The organism is Tsukamurella sp. PLM1 (genome assembly GCF_023168325.1).
GTDB lineage: Bacteria > Actinomycetota > Actinomycetes > Mycobacteriales > Mycobacteriaceae > Tsukamurella.
In genome coordinates this window covers 2,746,139-2,761,892 of record NZ_AP025688.1, presented here as the reverse complement: position 1 = coordinate 2,761,892, position 15,754 = coordinate 2,746,139, and the positions used below count along the sequence as shown (strand labels likewise).

At 69.6% G+C, this 15,754-nt stretch carries 13 protein-coding genes, 3 pseudogenes and 1 riboswitch; of the genes and pseudogenes, 9 read left to right on the top strand and 7 right to left on the bottom strand.

Features of this window, described 5'->3' with window-relative positions:
• Positions 1-48: 48 nt before the first annotated feature.
• A pseudogene (gene asnB / locus MTP03_RS14195) lies at positions 49-2,012 on the bottom strand (asparagine synthase (glutamine-hydrolyzing)).
• 312 nt (positions 2,013-2,324) lie between these two features.
• On the opposite strand from asnB, the gene MTP03_RS14190 reads away from it, so the two are divergent.
• The 4 genes from MTP03_RS14190 (at position 2,325) to MTP03_RS14175 (ending at position 4,595) form a co-directional block, all read left to right on the top strand.
• Positions 2,325-3,335, top strand: a complete 1,011-nt coding sequence (locus tag MTP03_RS14190) for a cytochrome c oxidase subunit II (RefSeq protein ID WP_248488825.1) — start codon at positions 2,325-2,327, stop codon at positions 3,333-3,335.
• 3 nt (positions 3,336-3,338) lie between these two features.
• Positions 3,339-3,770, top strand: a complete 432-nt coding sequence (locus MTP03_RS14185) for a cytochrome c oxidase subunit 4 (protein WP_248488824.1) — start codon at positions 3,339-3,341, stop codon at positions 3,768-3,770.
• Positions 3,771-3,873: 103 nt separating this feature from the next.
• Positions 3,874-4,146, top strand: a complete 273-nt coding sequence (locus MTP03_RS14180; RefSeq protein ID WP_248488823.1) for a hypothetical protein — start codon at positions 3,874-3,876, stop codon at positions 4,144-4,146.
• Positions 4,147-4,148: 2 nt separating this feature from the next.
• Positions 4,149-4,595, top strand: a complete 447-nt coding sequence (locus MTP03_RS14175) for a hypothetical protein (RefSeq protein ID WP_248488822.1) — start codon at positions 4,149-4,151, stop codon at positions 4,593-4,595.
• Between the two features lie 143 nt (positions 4,596-4,738).
• Here MTP03_RS14175 and MTP03_RS14170 read toward each other — a convergent pair whose 3' ends face one another.
• The 4 genes and pseudogenes from MTP03_RS14170 to MTP03_RS14155 all read right to left on the bottom strand — a co-directional run bounded on the left by MTP03_RS14170 (position 4,739) and on the right by MTP03_RS14155 (position 9,131).
• Positions 4,739-6,364, bottom strand: a complete 1,626-nt coding sequence (locus tag MTP03_RS14170; protein ID WP_248488821.1) for a cytochrome bc complex cytochrome b subunit — start codon at positions 6,362-6,364, stop codon at positions 4,739-4,741.
• Positions 6,364-7,545, bottom strand: a complete 1,182-nt coding sequence (locus MTP03_RS14165; protein WP_248488820.1) for a ubiquinol-cytochrome c reductase iron-sulfur subunit — start codon at positions 7,543-7,545, stop codon at positions 6,364-6,366. Before MTP03_RS14165 ends, MTP03_RS14170 begins: the two co-directional genes overlap by 1 nt.
• A pseudogene (locus tag MTP03_RS14160) lies at positions 7,542-8,480 on the bottom strand (c-type cytochrome). The gene MTP03_RS14165 and the pseudogene MTP03_RS14160 overlap by 4 nt, the downstream one beginning before the upstream one ends.
• Before the next feature lie 38 nt (positions 8,481-8,518).
• Positions 8,519-9,131: pseudogene (locus MTP03_RS14155) on the bottom strand (heme-copper oxidase subunit III).
• A gap of 148 nt (positions 9,132-9,279) precedes the next feature.
• On the opposite strand from MTP03_RS14155, the gene MTP03_RS14150 reads away from it, so the two are divergent.
• The 4 genes from MTP03_RS14150 (at position 9,280) to MTP03_RS14135 (ending at position 12,193) form a co-directional block, all read left to right on the top strand.
• On the top strand, positions 9,280-9,735 hold the full coding sequence (locus tag MTP03_RS14150; protein WP_248488819.1) for a hypothetical protein: 456 nt from the start codon (positions 9,280-9,282) through the stop codon (positions 9,733-9,735).
• A gap of 23 nt (positions 9,736-9,758) precedes the next feature.
• Positions 9,759-10,805 carry an anthranilate phosphoribosyltransferase gene (gene trpD / locus MTP03_RS14145; protein ID WP_248488818.1) on the top strand — a complete coding sequence of 349 codons (1,047 nt, stop codon included), beginning with the start codon at positions 9,759-9,761 and terminating at the stop codon, positions 10,803-10,805.
• The gene (locus MTP03_RS14140; protein WP_248488817.1) at positions 10,802-11,269 is read left to right on the top strand and encodes an aminoacyl-tRNA deacylase; all 468 of its coding nucleotides are present in this window, start codon (positions 10,802-10,804) and stop codon (positions 11,267-11,269) included. Before trpD ends, MTP03_RS14140 begins: the two co-directional genes overlap by 4 nt.
• Before the next feature lie 72 nt (positions 11,270-11,341).
• Positions 11,342-12,193 (top strand): CoA ester lyase, encoded by an 852-nt coding sequence (locus MTP03_RS14135; RefSeq protein WP_248488816.1) that lies wholly within the window; start codon positions 11,342-11,344, stop codon positions 12,191-12,193.
• Positions 12,194-12,205: 12 nt separating this feature from the next.
• Here MTP03_RS14135 and MTP03_RS14130 read toward each other — a convergent pair whose 3' ends face one another.
• On the bottom strand, positions 12,206-12,481 hold the full coding sequence (locus tag MTP03_RS14130; RefSeq protein ID WP_248492191.1) for an Lrp/AsnC family transcriptional regulator: 276 nt from the start codon (positions 12,479-12,481) through the stop codon (positions 12,206-12,208).
• Positions 12,482-12,513: 32 nt separating this feature from the next.
• The gene (locus MTP03_RS14125; protein ID WP_248488815.1) at positions 12,514-14,331 is read right to left on the bottom strand and encodes a DEDD exonuclease domain-containing protein; all 1,818 of its coding nucleotides are present in this window, start codon (positions 14,329-14,331) and stop codon (positions 12,514-12,516) included.
• 450 nt (positions 14,332-14,781) lie between these two features.
• Positions 14,782-14,933: riboswitch (cyclic di-AMP (ydaO/yuaA leader) on the top strand.
• A gap of 90 nt (positions 14,934-15,023) precedes the next feature.
• Here MTP03_RS14125 and MTP03_RS14120 point away from each other — a divergent pair.
• Positions 15,024-15,704 carry a C40 family peptidase gene (locus tag MTP03_RS14120; protein ID WP_371820768.1) on the top strand — a complete coding sequence of 227 codons (681 nt, stop codon included), beginning with the start codon at positions 15,024-15,026 and terminating at the stop codon, positions 15,702-15,704.
• Positions 15,705-15,754: the final 50 nt, after the last annotated feature.

Sequence of the window (15,754 nt, the reverse complement as noted above, 5' to 3'; positions counted from 1 at the left end):
TACGGGTGAACCGGCCGGGTCGGACCGGGCGGGCGCGACGGCGACGGCCTAGAGGCGGACGGGGTAATCCGGCTCCTCGATGAGCGGGTGGATGCGGTCCTCGACGAAGATGCCGTGCCACACCATGAACACCAGCACGGTCCAGAGTCGGCGGGAGTGGTCGGTGCCGCCGGGCCAGCCCTCGGCGCCTTGGCCCGGTGCTCGTCGAGCATGGCTAGCACGGCACGCCGGTCGATCCACTCGTCGGTCTGCGACTGCTCGATGGTCGTGCGCGCCCAGTCGTAGAGCTCCGGGCCGGCCAGCCAGTGCCGCAGCGGCACGGGGAAGCCGAGCTTCTTCCGGTGCAGCACATGCGGCGGGATGATCTCCTCGAGCGCGCGGCGTAGCGCGTACTTCGACGTGCCGCCGGCCAGCTTGAGGTCGGCCGGCAGAGTCTCGGCGACGCGGAAGACCTCCTTGTCCAGGAAGGGCACGCGCAGCTCGAGCGAGTTGGCCATCGTCATCTTGTCGGCCTTGACCAGGATGTCGCCGCGGAGCCAGGTGAACTGGTCCAGGTGCTGCATCCGCTCGACGGGGCCCCAGCCGCGCGTCTTCGCGTAGATCGGGGCGGTCACGTCAGTGTGCGTCCAGTCCTCGCGGAAGCCGGGCAGGACGGAACGCAGCTGCGCGTCGTTGAACGAGCGCGCGTTGCCGTAGTACCGCTCCTCGAGCTCCAGCGAGCCGCGCTGCAGGAGCGATTTGCCGCGCTTGCCCTCGGGCATCCGGTCGCCGATCCGGCCCGCGGTGCGGCGCGCCCACGCCGGGAGACGGTCGAACGGCGCGAGCGAGAGCGGCTCCTTGTAGATGGTGTAGCCGCCGAACAGCTCGTCGGCGCCCTCGCCGGAGAGGACCACCTTGACGTGCTTGCGGGCCTCCTTGGCCAAGTAGTAGAGGGGCACCAGGGACGGATCGGCCACCGGATCGTCGAGGTACCAGACGATGGCCGGGATCGCGTCGCGGAACTCCTCGGGGGAGACCGTCTTGATCACGTGCCGCGCGCCGATGGCCTCGGCCGACTCGGCGGCCACGTCGACCTCGCTGTAGCCCTCGCGCTGGAAGCCCGTGGTGATGGTGATGAGGTCGGGGTTGTGCTGGATGGCCAGCGCGGCGACCGCGGTTGAGTCGATGCCACCCGAGAGGAACGACCCGACGGTCACGTCCGCGCGCATGTGCATCTTCACCGAGTCGCGCAGCGCGTCGGCGATGTCCCGGTAGATCGCCTTCGCCTCGGCGGACTGCAGGCCTCCCGTCACCGGCTTCACCGGGAAGCGGGGCTCGAAGTAGCGCTTGCCGGCGACTTCGCCGCCGGGGGAGACGGTGGCGTAGCAACCGGACTCGAGGCGCCGAATACCAAGGTGCAGGGACTCGGGCTCGGGGACGTACTGCAGCACGGTGTAGTGCTGCACGGCGCGGGCGTCGAGGCCCGGCTTCAGTCCGGCCTCGTCGGCCAGCGCGAGCACGGACTTCTTCTCCGAGGAGAAGACGGTGCCCTGCGTACCGGTGCCGACGTAGAGCGGCTTGATGCCGAACGGGTCACGCGCGAGGGTCAGCTCCCGCTTCTCCGTATCCCAGAGGGCGAAGGCGAACATCCCGCGCAGTTCGGCGAGGACACCGTTGATGCCCCAGTGGTGGAACCCGGCCACGATCGGCTCGCCGTCGCCCTCGGTCCGGAACTCGACGCCGAACTCGTCGATGAGGCGGCGCCGCAGTTCGAGGTAGTTGTAGATCTCTCCGTTGAACGTGAGCGCGTAGCGGTCGGGGTTCTCGGGCGGCCCCCAGCGCAGCGGCTGATGGGCGTGCTCGATGTCGATGAACGCCAGGCGGTTGAAGCTGAGCGCCAGGTCGGCGTCGTGCCACGACCCGCCGAACTCGTCCGGACCGCGGTGCCGCATGCACCGGCCGGCGGCGGTCACCGCGTCGACGACGTCGCCCGCGCGCTGATCGGCGGACAGGAATCCCAGGAGGCCACACACGATTGACCAGTATGCCGGAACGCCACTTTCCGCAGGAACGGCGCAGGCCACGATGGCCGGCAACGGAAACGACGCGCCATTTGCCGACCCCGCAGCGTGGACCGGCCCCCATTGGTCTACGCTGCGTAGTACAAGGGGAACGTGCAGCCCCGGCGCTGAGTTCCCACAGGGTGCTCGAGAGCCGGAACGCTCCCCTCAGCACTGACCGTGTTTCAGCAGGAAGGCGCGACATTGGCACCCGGTAGTAACGCCCACGGTGGGGCCGCGTCCTGGCGTAAGCGCCTGGTTCTGGCCGCCGGGCTGGTCGTTGGCATGTTCGCTCTGGCGGGCTGCTCGGCCGACGAGGTGATGCGTTTCGGTTGGCCCGAGGGTGTGACCCCCGAGGCCCGCTCGATGACCGAGCTCTGGAGCTGGTCCGTCGTGGCCGCTCTGATCATGGGCGTCCTGGTGTGGGCTCTGACGTTCTGGACCATCACGTTCCATCGCCGCAAGGCGGACTCGCCCGATTTCCCGCGGCAGACGGCGTACAACGTGCCGCTCGAGCTGCTGTACACGGCGGTTCCGTTCCTCATCATCGCGGTGCTCTTCTACTTCACCGTCGTCGTCCAGACCAAGGTCGAGAAGATCGAGGACAACCCGGGCGTGACGGTGGACGTGACCGCGTTCCAGTGGAACTGGCGGTTCGCGTACCGCGAGGTCACGATCGACGGCAAGAAGATCACGCTCGAGCGGGAGAACCCGTACGGCAAGCAGCCGGACATCGCCAAGCTGAACGAAGAGGCGGCGAAGCAGAAGGAACACGGCCACATCGAGGTGCAGCCGGAGCGCGGCCCGAACCACGGCCGGTTCCAGGAGATCCGCGACTACCTGAAGTTCAGTGAGGTCGAGATCCAGGGCTCCACCGCCGAGATCCCGGTCCTGGTCCTGCCGACCAACACGCGCATCCAGTTCGATCTGGCCTCGGCCGACGTGGTCCATTCGTTCTACGTGCCGCAGTTCGCCTTCAAGCGCGACGTGATGCCGAACCCCAAGCAGAACCACACGCAGAACAAGTTCCAGGTCAGCGAGATCGAGCGAACCGGCTCGTTCGTCGGGCGCTGCGCCGAGATGTGCGGTGACTACCACTCGATGATGAACTTCGAGATCCGCGCCGTGTCGCCGGAGAACTTCTCGAAGTACATCGCCGCGCGGCAGTCCGGCCAGGACAACGCGACCGCGCTGGAGGCGATCGGCGAGCCCGGCGTCTCGACCAGCACGTTCCCGTTCGATACCCGTCGCACCGGTCGCACCGCGTCGCCCGTCAACGCCGAAGGAGCGAACTGACCCATGAAGGTCGAAGCGAAACTCTTCGAGTTCCTGACCGCGTTCTTCTTCCTCGCGGGGATCATCTACACGATCGTCACCTACCTGTGGGGCCCGGGCTACGGCTACGGAGCCGTGGAGTGGGTCGGTGTGACCGCGATGTTCCTCACCGGCGGCCTGACCCTGATCATCGGTACGTACTTCCGGTTCGTGTCGAACCGCGTCGACACCCGTCCCGAGGACTACGAGGACGCCGAGGTGTCCGACGGTGCCGGCGAGCTCGGCTTCTTCAGCCCCCACTCGTGGTGGCCGATCCTGCTCTCGGCCTCGGTGGCCGTGGTGGGCATCTCGGTCGCGCTGCAGCTGTACTGGCTGTGGATCGCCGGCGGCGTGCTCGTGGTCGGCGCTGCGTGGGGCCTCGTCTTCGAGTACCACAAGGGCCCTGAGAAGCACTGATCTTCACTTCTTCAGCGGCGCCCGTCCCGGAATTCACCGGGGCGGGCGCCGCTCTTCGTGTTCGTTCACTCGGAGGTCGCCGGGCCGGACGAGCATGCAACCCATGACGCAGGCGAAGCCGGGGCTGTCCGTGCGCAAGCTCACCGCCGACGAGATGCGGGGCCGGGGCGGCGCCGTCGTCCCGAAGGCGAAACTGGACTTCGTCGCCGAAGAGCCGAACGGCTACGGCGCGGGGGAGTACGGCACCGTCGGGCACATCGGCGTGATTGAGGCGCCTGAACGCACGTACCTGGCCGTCTCGACCGTGGGCAGCCCCCGACCTCGGAGGACTACCGCGAGGCCGCAGAGGCGCTGTACGCGGCCGCATACGGCGTGAAGGTGCGCAACAAGTTCCTGGCCCGCCGTGGCACCCCGGGCGCCGACGAGGCGGAGCGCAGCGACTTCAGCATGCCACCGCTGGAGCGCCTGCGCGGCGACGTCACGGCCCACAGCACCGACGGTGCGCGGTGGACGCTCCTGCTGCGCCGTCCCGACTGGATCGACGACGCGGAGGTCGGCGACGTCCTGGACAGGCTCGAGGGCGACAAGGGACACAAGAACCTAGCCCGCGTGCGGTGCCTCGACCTGCCGGCCGCGTCGTACCTGCAGACCCGCGTCGACGGCCGCTGGTCCGTGGCTCTCACGCCCACCGCGAAGGCCTTCGACGTCCAGCTCCGCGAGCGGGGCCTGACCGCCGTCGACGGTGCCTGGCACGAGGTCTGCCTGGGGGAGCCGGGCGCACCGGTCGGGCAGAGCAGCTACCTGCTGCGTCGTCGCCTGGCCTGAATCACTCGCGGGCCCAGGTCACCTCGTCGCGTCCGCGGCGCTCCCGGGACACCCCGGCGACGGTGCCAGGAGCGTGCGCCGCCCGGAAACGACTGCGGCCCCTCCCGGGGTAGGGGAGGGGCCGCAGTGGCGTTCAGGCGGATCTAGTCGACGTCGATCTTGCCGCCGTTGTCCTGGACCTTCTGCAGGGCCTCGAGCGCCTTGAGCTCGTTCGCGTGATCGCGCTCGGCGTTCTCGCGCTGCTCGTCGGCCGGGTCGGCCCGCAGGAACGAACCCGTACCGGGCTGGCCGGCGGCGCCGAGCTGGTTGGCCTTGCTCGGCACCGTCGCACCCTGGTAGGCGAGCGGGACCGCGTGGCCGTGCTCGTCGACCGGTCCGAGCGGCTGGTGGAGCTCGATGAACTCGCCGTTCGGGCGGCGGACGATGACGCCGGTCTCGATGCCGTGCTCCAGCACCGCGCGGTCGGCGCGCTGCAGGCCGATGCAGAACCGGTAGGTCAGCCAGTACGCGATCGGGGGCAGGACCACGAGGCCGATGCGGCCGATCCAGGTCATCGCGTTGAGGGACAGATGGAACTTCAGCGCGATGATGTCGTTGATGCACGACAGAGTGAGCACGATGTAGAACGCGAGCGCCATGGCGCCGATCGCGGTGCGCACCGGCACGTCACGGGGACGCTGCAGGATGTTGTGGTGCGCGTCGTCGCCCGTGAGCTTCTTCTCGATCCAGGGGTACGCGAACATCAGGCCGACGATCACGCCGATGATGATGGCCACGAACGCGGCACCCGGAACCGTGTGGCCCCAGAAGTACAGCTCCCAGGCCGGCCACAGACGGGCCAGACCATCGGTCCACATCATGTAGATGTCGGGCTGGACGCCCGCGGACACCTTCGCCGGGTCGTACGGGCCGATGTTCCACACGGGGTTGATCGTGAAGATGCCCGCCATGAGGCCGATGATGCCGAAGGTGGCGGCGAAGTACGCGCCGGTCTTGACGGCGAAGACGGGGAGGATGCGGACACCCACCACGTTCTCCTCGGTGCGGCCGGGGCCGGCGAACTGCGTGTGCTTCTGGTACCAGACCAGGGCGAGGTGGCCCGCGATGAGGGCCAGGATGATGCCCGGGAACAGCAGGATGTGCAGCACGTACAGGCGCGGGATCAGCAGGTCGCCGGGGAAGTCCCCACCGAACAGGGCCCAGTGGACCCAGGTGCCGATGACCGGCAGGCCGACCACGATGCCCGACATGGCGGCGCGCACGCCCGTGCCCGAGAGCAGGTCGTCCGGGATCGAGTAGCCGAAGAAGCCCTCGAACATCGCCAGCAGCAGTAGGGCGCAGCCGATGACCCAGTTCGCCTCGCGCGGGCGGCGGAACGCACCGGTGAAGAAGATGCGGGCCATGTGGATGATGATCGACGCCGCGAACATCAGGGCGGCCCAGTGATGGATCTGGCGGATGAACAGGCCGCCGCGCACCTCGAACGAGATGTCCAGGGTGGTGGCGTAGGCGCGCGACATCGCGACGCCGTGCAGCGGCTCGTAGGCGCCCTCGTAGTGCACCTCGGCCATCGACGGATCGAAGAACAGGGTGAGGTAGACACCCGACAGCAGCAGGATCACGAAGCTGTACAGCGCGATCTCACCCAGCATGAAGGACCAGTGCGTGGGGAAGACCTTATTGATCTGGCGACGGATGCCGGGCGCGAAGTGATAACGCGAATCCAGATCGTTGGCCTGGTGGCCGAGGCGATCTCCGAACGTGCTCATCAGTGCGTCGCCTCCCAGAAGGCCGGTCCGACCTGTTCGATGAAGTCGCCGTTGGCGACCATGTAGCCCTGCTCGTTCACCGAGATCGGCAGCTGCGCCAGTGCACGTGCCGCCGGGCCGAAGACCGGCTTGCCGTACTCGAGGGCGTTGAACTGCGACTGGTGGCACGGGCAGAGGATGCGGTTCGTCTGCTGCTCGTACAGCGAGGTGGGGCAACCGAAGTGGCTGCAGACCTTGGTGTAGGCCCAGTAATCGCCGTAGTTGAAGTCCTCCTGGCCCACGCGCTTGATCGCCCGGGCGCTGTCCTCGGGACGGAGGCGGATCAGCATGACGGGGTTACGGATCCCCTTGAGGCCGTGGAGCAGGCGCTCGCGGGACTCCGGCGTGTCGCCGAAACCGTCGGAGGCGCGCCACGGGAACACGGTCATCATGCCGCCGGCGTCGAGATCCTCCGCCTTGACCAGCTTGACCTTGTACGGGTCGCCCACGTCGTTGCGGAGGAACACGGGCTCGTGGTTGAGATCGCTGGAGAAGTCGTTGGTCAGCGAGTTCCAGTACGGCGACCAGCCGGTGTGCCACAGCGGCGAGGCCTCGCGCTTGGCCCACGGGTTCTTGATCAGACCGCCCAGGAACCCGGCCGCCGCGGCCAGTCCGAACACGCCCACGCCGAAACCGGCGGAGGCGATGAGCATCTTGCGGCGGGGGAGGGTGGAGGTCTCGAGCGCGTCCTTGAACAGGGCGGCCGTGGTGACCTTGTCGATCTTGTCCGAGCCGCCGGCGTCGTGCCGCTGCTGGACCGCGATCTCCTCGGGGATGAACTTCTTCGTGAACTGGACGGTGCCGGCGAACAGGCTCAGCAACGACAGTCCGAAGGTGATGCCCAGCATCGGCGTGTACAGCGTGTACCACCAGTAGTGGGTGTCATCGATGCCCTGGTACTTCCACGGCCAGAACAGGAACACGCCCAGGGTGCCCAGGGCGAACAGTCCGGCGAGGACGAACCACAGGGCGACGGTCCGCTCGGCGCGCTTCTCGGCGCGGGTCCCCGGGACGGGCCAGCGGGGCTCGCGGTAGACCAGCTCGACACCGTCGAGGTTGGTACCGAGCTTCACCAGCTCGTCGTGGGACAGGTTGTCCAATTCGTCGTCCGACGGGACGTTCTTCAACGGCTTGGCGGTCAATTCCTGCTCCCAACCCACATCGCGGCGCCGACGACGGCGATCATCCCGGTGAACCACATGACCATGCCCTCGGCGGCGGGACCGAACCCACCGATGCCCGAGCCGCCGGGGACTGCGTCTCGCTGGCGTTCTTGATGAACCCGATGATGTTCTTCTTCTCCTCCGGCGAGAGCGAACGGTCCGAGAACTTGGGCATGTTCTGCGGGCCCGTCAGCATCGCCGCGTAGATCTCCTGCTCGTTCGCCGGGTCGAGCGGCGGAGCGAACTTACCGCCGGACAGTGCGCCGCCGCGGCCGGTGAAGTTGTGGCACGAGGCGCAGTTGAGGCGGAACAGCTCGGCGCCGGCGCCGAGGTTCGTGCCGCGCAGCGACGCCTGGGCGATCACGCGGTCGCCGTTCTCGTTCCGCTTGATCGAGCCGTCCGCGTTGTACTCCCACACGATCGACGGTCCGCCGCCGATCGACTGGATGTATGCGCCCATGGCGTCGATCTGCTTCGCGTCGAACTTGGCGGGCTTGCGCACGATCTGCGCCGAGTTGACGGTGGCCGGCATGCGGCCCGAGTGCACCTGGAAGTACACCGCGGCGTCGCCCACACCCACGAGGCTCGGTCCGCGGTCCTTCACGCCCTCAAGGGCGGCGCCGTGGCAGCTGATGCACGAGGTCTCGTACAGCCGCTTGCCCTCCTGGATCTGCGCGGAGTCGAAATCGTCCGCGACCGCGACCTGGGGTGGGGCTGGCGACGGTGGCGATGCCGCCGGCGGCCAGCAGACCTCCCACCAGCAACGCCGCGCTGGTCACCTTGCGGCGCAGCTTGCGTTGCTTACGGGCCTTCTGCGCCGACGAGCGATCGGGCCCGGCACTTGAAGCGACGGTGCGCTCCGCGCTGCTGGGCTCGCCTCCCTCGCCGGCGGGGTCGAACTTGGCTGAACTCATCTGCAATCCCTCTGTGATGGCGACTGAGAAATACGTCTTTAGCGAATGATGTAGATGACGGCGAACAGGCCGATCCACACCACGTCGACGAAGTGCCAGTAGTAACTGACGACGATCGCCGAGGTCGCCTGGGCGGGCGTGAACTTCGAGGCGCGGCTGCGGGCCAGGATGAAGATGAAGGCCACGAGGCCGCCCATGACGTGCAGGCCGTGGAAGCCGGTCGCCATGTAGAAGACCGAGCCGTACACCGAGGAGCTCAGCGTCATGCCCTCGCCGACCAACGTGAGGTATTCGTTCAGCTGGCCCGCGATGAACGCGGCACCCATCAGGAACGAGACGAAGTACCACACGCGGAACTTGAAGACATCGCCCTTCTCAGCGGCGAAGACGCCCAGCTGGCAGGTGACCGACGACGCGATCAGCACGATGGTCGGCGGCAGCGCCGCGGCCAGGCTGATGTTGGTGTCGGCGGGGGGCCAGCCGTTCTCCCGCGCCTGCTCGCGCCACGAAGTACATGGCGAAGAGCCCGGCGAAGAACATGAGCTCGCTCGACAGCCAGACGATGGTCCCGACGCTGACCATGTTGGGCCGGTTGAGTGAGTGCACGCGCTGGGTGATGGCTGTAGCTGAGGTGGGTGCGGCGCTAGTCACTCCGCAAGTATGACCGGTCGTAGTATCGAATGCCTACCCGGGTCGCAGATTGGGCGCGTCGAATATTGCGGGCGGTCCGTAGGCCCTCCGCTCGCTCCCTTGAAACGCCACGTCAGCGACTTTCCGTCACCGGCAGATAAGGCATACCTTGCCCTACGATCTCAACGGCAGGCCCGAGCAGCGCACCCGTCTGGGTCGCCTCCTGGGCCGGCTGTCGCAGCGCACCGTCGAAGAGCTAACGCCCGGGCACCCCGGTTTGGTTCCCGTGGCCCAGTCCGCGGACGACGCGGCGGCGTCGTCGGCGGTCCTCGACGCGTCGCCGGGTTTCGTTCCGGAGGCGCAGAGCGTGCTGCTGCACGTACTCGAGCTTCCGTCCGGGGAGGTCGACGAGGTCCTGCGGCTCGTCGCGCAGGACCGGTACGAGCGGATGGCTCCCGACGGTGCGGCCACTCCCGGCCCGGAGGGCGTGGAGACCGTGGTCGTCGCGCGGGTGCAGAAGGTGGACGCGCTGCACGTCTCCCAGGAGCGTTCGCGGATGGCGGGCGTGACCGCGCGGCACCGCGGGCGGGCCGTGCTGTGGCAGGTGCTCCAGATTCCCGCTTGACCGCCCCGATTACAGTTGCGGCCATGGATTGGCCGACGGTTCTCACCGAGCTCACCGCCCAGCGCGACCTCGACGCGGAGCAGGCCCGGTGGGCGATGTCCGAGATCATGAGCGACGGGGCCACCCCGTCGCAGATCTCCGCGTTCGGCGTTGCGATGAAGATGAAGGGCCCGTCGCCCGTCGAGGTGCGGGCGCTGGCCGACGTGATGCTCTCGCTCACGACCCCTGTGCCGTTCGCGGGACGTGCCGTCGACATCGTCGGCACGGGCGGCGACCGCTCGCACTCGGTGAACATCTCGACGATGAGCTCGATCGTGGTGGCCGCGGCGGGTGTGCCGGTGCTCAAGCACGGCAACCGGGCCGCCTCGTCGAAGTCGGGCGGCGCGGACTGCCTGGAGGCCCTCGGGGTCGCGATCGGGCTGAACGCGGAGGGCGTCGCGCGCACGACCGCCGAGTTGGGGATCGGCTTCTGTCTCGCCTCCGTGTTCCACTCGGGGCTGCGCTTCGCCGGCGCCACCCGCAAGGAGATCGGGATCCCGACGGTGTTCAACGTCCTCGGGCCGCTGACCAACCCGGGTCGGCCCTCCGCCGGGCTCATCGGATGCGCGTTCGCCGACCTCGCGCCGGTCGTGGCGCAGGCGTTCGCGGATCGCGGCGGCAAGGACCACGTGATCGTCGTCCGCGGTGACGACGGCCTGGACGAGCTGACCACCACCGCGACGTCGACGGTGTGGCGCGTGCAGGAGGACGGCGTCGGCGTCGAATCCGTCGACCCGACCGCGCTGGGCCTGCCCCGCGTGACGATGGAGGACCTGCGCGGCGGCGACGCGACGGTGAACGCGCGGATCGCGCGCGAGTTCCTGGCGGGCCGGACGGGCCCGGTGCGGGACGCTGTACTGCTCAATTCCGCCGGCGCCGTCGCTGCGCACGAGGGGCTCACCGCGGGAGAGTCCGTGCAGGACGCGCTCGCCGCACATCTGCCGCGGGTCGCGGAGGCCGTCGACTCCGGGGCCGCGGCCGCCCTGCTGGACCGCTGGGTGGCGCTGTCGCAGGAGATCGCGGGCGCATGAGTGACTCGGGACTGGACCGGATGCGCGCGGACGCCGAGGCCCGGGGTCTGACGGTGGCCGTCCGCGAGCGCCCGGCGGCGCGGAGCCTGGAGGAGGCGGCGGCCCTCATGGACCTGCCGCCCGCGCGACTGGTCAAATCGCTCGTGGTGCGCCGCGGCGAGGGCGACTACCTGTTCGCCCTCGTGCCGGGCGACCGATCCATCGCGTGGCCGAAGCTGCGTGCCGTGGTCGGCGTCAACCGCTTGGCGATGCCGCCTGCCGACGAGGCGCTCGAGGCGACCGGCTACGAGCGCGGAACCATCACGCCGATCGGGGCCCGCGGGGGCTGGCCCGTGTACGTCGACGAGCGCGTCGCCGGCCCGACGGTGGCCCTCGGTGCGGGCGCGCACGGCCACAGTGCGATCGTCGACCCCGCGGCCCTGATCGCCGCGTACGACGCGACGGTCTCGGACATCTCCGAGTGAGCGCAATGAACACAATGCGCAAAAGATTCCATTCCGTGGAATTCGGCGTTCCACGCGCCTAACCTTGGCTGCGTGACCAAGCGCACCGTTTCCCCGCAGATCGCTCGTTCCTGGCTGCTCGTCCCGGCCTCGCATCCCGAACTTTTCGCCATCGCGCAGGCCAGCGAGGCCGACGCGGTGATCATCGACATGGAGGACGCGGTCGCCGCCAAGGACAAGAAGCAGGCGCGGCTCGACACCGTCGAGTGGCTCACCACCGGCCACCGCGCGTGGGTCCGGATCAACGACGCCGCCAGCGAGTTCTGGAGTGAGGACTGCGCCGCGCTCAAGCAGTGCGAGGGCCTCGAGGGCGTCATGCTGGCCAAGTCCGAGTCGGCCAGCCACCTCGACGACACCGCCGACCGGCTCGCCGACGGGACCCGCATCCTCGCCCTGGTCGAGACGGCGCGGGGGATGCAGAACGTGGCGCAGATCGCGTCCGCCCCGTCGACCTTCCGCATCGCCTTCGGCACCGGCGACTTCAAGCGCGACACCGCGGCCGGCGACGACCCGATCGCGCTGGTCTACGCCCGCTCGCAGCTCGTGATCGCCTCGCGTGCCGCGCGGCTGCCGGCCCCGATCGACGGGCCCACGCTGAACATCGCCCACCTGCCGACGGGCACCGCGCACGCCAAGGAGATGGGCATGTCCGGCAAGCTGTGCCTCACGCACGAGCACGCCGGGATCATCAACGCGGGTCTGAGCCCGAGCGACGCGGACGTCGCGTGGGCGCACGGGTTCATCGACGCCTTCGAGAAGTCCGGCGGCAAGATCACCGACGGTTCCGACCTCCCTCGCCTCGCGCGCGCGCAGAAGATCATCCAGCAGGCGGTCGACTTCGGTATCGAAGTCGAAGCCGCCGAGGTCAGTCACAGCGGCTACTGACCTCCGCTTCGGTCAGTTCCCGATGTCGAAGCCCGCGTCGACGTCCGCCGAGGCGTACTCGCGGAAGGCGATGTGGGTGGACGTGCTGACCACGCCGTCCAATCGGTTGATCTTCTCCGTGACCACGGTCGCGATCTGATCGTGCTCGCGCACCCGCACCTTCGCGATCAGGTCGATGTCGCCGGCGCAGGAGTACACCTCGGACACCCCCTCGATGTTCGCCACGGCCTGCGCCGTCTCGGGGATGCGGTGCACGTCTGCGTTGATGAGGACGATCGCGGTGATCACGTACGAGGCCTTCCGGTTGCGCTGGTGCTGCGTCACGCGGCGTGCGTGGCCTCCTCACTGTATTGCCTCCCGGAGGCGCGCGGGCCCGCCGCCGCGGCACGTGCGTCGCGGCCGGCCTCCGCGGCGCGCGCGGCCCACTCGACCCACGGCCCCGCGCCGCGCGCCGGCTCGCCCCACGTGCCCTGCACGTCGACGATGCGGGTGCCCGGGCGCAGCGCCCACCGCCGCAGCAGCGACGCCTCCTCGGGGCTCGCGCCGTGCAGCGCGTCGGCGGGGAACAGGGTGTCGGGCACGTCGGGCGCCGCGTCCGCCTCGTAGACCGATTCCGCCCCGGTGCGCAGCCGGTCGAACACCGGCATCGGCGGGACACCCCGCGGTGCGACGCCCGCAGCGGCCAGCCGCCCGTGCCGGACGATCGACAGCTCCCAACCGCCGCTGCCGTCCGGGTGGGCGAGCGACAGCTCCGGCACGTCGGCGAAGGCGGCGAGGGCGTGGGAGCGGGCGACCACGTCCACCAGCTGCGCGGTGCGGTCGCGCAGCCGCGCCGCGGACTCGAAGAACTCCCGGTCGGCCAGGGCGGCGAGCCGCTCCTGCAATCGATCGAACACCTCGGACGACCGGCCGGTGAGCGCCGCCGCGGCCCGCTCGACCCGCGGGCGGTACAGCGCCGCCGGTTCGGGCGACGCGACGGAGGCGTGGCATCCGCCGAGGGGGCGCGCACCGTCGGGCCCCAGGGCGCACGTGTGCGCCGCGCCGGCCAGGAGACGGGTGGTGCAGGTGCGCAGGCCGCAGGTCTCGGCGAGCAGTTCGGCGAGGTCCGCCGCGTCGGTTCGGGATCGGATCGGGCCGAGGCACGGAGTGCCGACGGTGGCGGAGCGCCGGACGGCCAGGCGCGGGAACGGCTCGGCGGTGAGCTGGATCCACCAGCCGCGCCGGGGATACTTCGAGCGGCGGTTGTACTGGGGAGTGTGCGCTGCGATCAGCCGCAGCTCGCGCGCTGCGGCCTCGAGGGCGTGCGCGCACTCGACGTGATCCACGCGCTCGGCCAGCCCGACCATCTCCTTGATCCGGCCGCGCGTCTCGCCCGAGGTGAAGTAGCTGCGCACCCGGCGCCGCAGGTCGCGCGAGGTGCCCACGTAGAGCACCTCGTCCCCCGGGCCGCGGAACAGGTAGACGCCCGGGCGTTCCGGCAGGTGGTCGGCCAGCACCCGCTTGGCCCGCTGCTGCGGCGTGACCGACGGCAGGTGACCACGCAGCTCTCCCAGCGTGTGGATGCCCAGGTTGCCGACGCGGCCGATCAGTCCGTGCAGCACCTCGACGGTGGCGCGCGCATCGTCGAGCGCGCGGTGGTTGGGGGTGGTCTCGGTGCGGAACAGGCGCGCGAGCTCGCTCAACTTGACCGACGGTGCCTCGTCCCGCGTGAGCACCCGGCGCGCGAGCTGGACGGTGCACAGCGACGCGGGCTTGGGCCACGGGGTTCCGGTGGCCGCCGCCGCGGCCTTGAGGAAGCCCAGGTCGAACCGGGCGTTGTGGGCGACCAGCACGGCGCCGTGCGCGAACTCCAGGAAGGCGGGCAGCACGGATTCGATGCGCGGGGCGCCGGTGACCATGGCGGTGGTGATGCCGGTGAGATGGGTGATGTGCGGCGCGATCCCGCGGCCGGGGTCGACGAGCGTGGCGAACTCGCCCAACACTTCACCGCCGCGCACCTTGACCGCGCCGATCTCGGTGATCGCGTCCCCTGCCTTGGGGGAGCCCCCGGTGGTCTCCAGATCCACCACGACGAACGTCACGTCCCGCAAGTCGGGATCCGTGATCCCGCTCTCGCAATCGTCGAGGCTGAGCTGCATGCCCAGACCGTAGAACGCCCCACCGACAAGTTCGCCCGGCCCGAACGCACGCGCGAAACCTGTCGGTGCCGGGGTCTAGCGTCTGCCGCGAACGACGACGATGGAAGAAGGGATGCCACGATGGCACTGCACGTCGACTGCGCCACCTGCCCGGCCAAGCCCCGCGCGTGCGGGGACTGCTCGGTGGGATTCCTGTTCCGTCCGGTGGCCATGGACCCGCCACCGGTCACGACGGAACCGGGTCTGGAGGACGCGATTGTGACGTTCGCGAACGCGGGAATGTTGCCCGGGCTCCGGGTGCTCCCTGAGCAGGGAAGACGGGCCGGATAGGGGTTGCTCAGGGGTGCCCACGGGGAGTCCCCCGGCGCGTCCGGCTAGACAGGCGCGTTTCCATTTCGTAATCTTTCTGAGACCTTGCGGAGGAACCCGGGGCGAAATCCGTCTCGTCTCCCGAGGTCACCGCCTAAGAAGCCGCGCGCTTCGCCGGGGACCCACACGCGTTATCCGGGGTGAATCGCCGGAGACTCTCGAAGTCTCCGGGGTAGGGCATCTTCCTCGCCCGAACCCGTCAGCTAACTCGGTCGGCGGTCGGGAAGAGACTTGAGGAGACCCCCTTCGTGGCGAAACACCGACTTCAGCCGCAGCCCAGCCGAGGTGCCACCGCCGCGCGCGGTGCACTCGCAGCCGGCGCAGTGACCCTCGGTACGCTCGCGGCCCCCGCGGCCACCGCTTTCGCGACCCCCGCGCCCGCGCCGGCGCCGGTCGCCCCTAAGGCCAAGCCGGCTCCCGCCGCGCCGCAGGCGCAGCCCGCCGCGGTCGCGCCCCAGGCGAAGGCCAAGCCCGCCGCAAAGCCTGCGCCCAAGGCCAAGCCCGCCGCGAAGCCTGCGTCCAAGGCCAAGCCCGCCGCGAAGCCTGCGCCCAAGGCCAAGCCCGTCGCCTCGCGCAGCACCGCCGCACGCCCGAACGTGGTGTCCGGTGTCGCGATCGCCCCTAAGCCGGGCGAGACCACCGTCGCCGGCGCGCAGCCGGGTGGCGCGAAGGCCAAGGTCGTGCAGGCGGCGCTGTCGCGCACGGGCCTGCCCTATTCGTACGGTTCCGCCGGCCCCACCTCGTTCGACTGCTCCGGTCTCGTCTACTGGTCGATGAAGCAGGCCGGGATCACGGTGCCTCGCGACAGCTACGGCCAGCTCGGCGGCGGCCGGTCCGTCGCGATCAAGGACCTGCAGCCGGGCGACATCGTGATCTACAACGGCGGCAGCCATGCCGCCCTATACATCGGCGAGGGCAAGGTCGTCCACTCGGTGAACTACGGCATTCCGGTCAAGGTGAGCCCGCTCAACGAGATGTCGGTCTACTCGGCCCGTCGGTACTGACGTACCCTGATGTGGTTGCGACGGCAACCACTCCTCGTGACGTGGGCGCG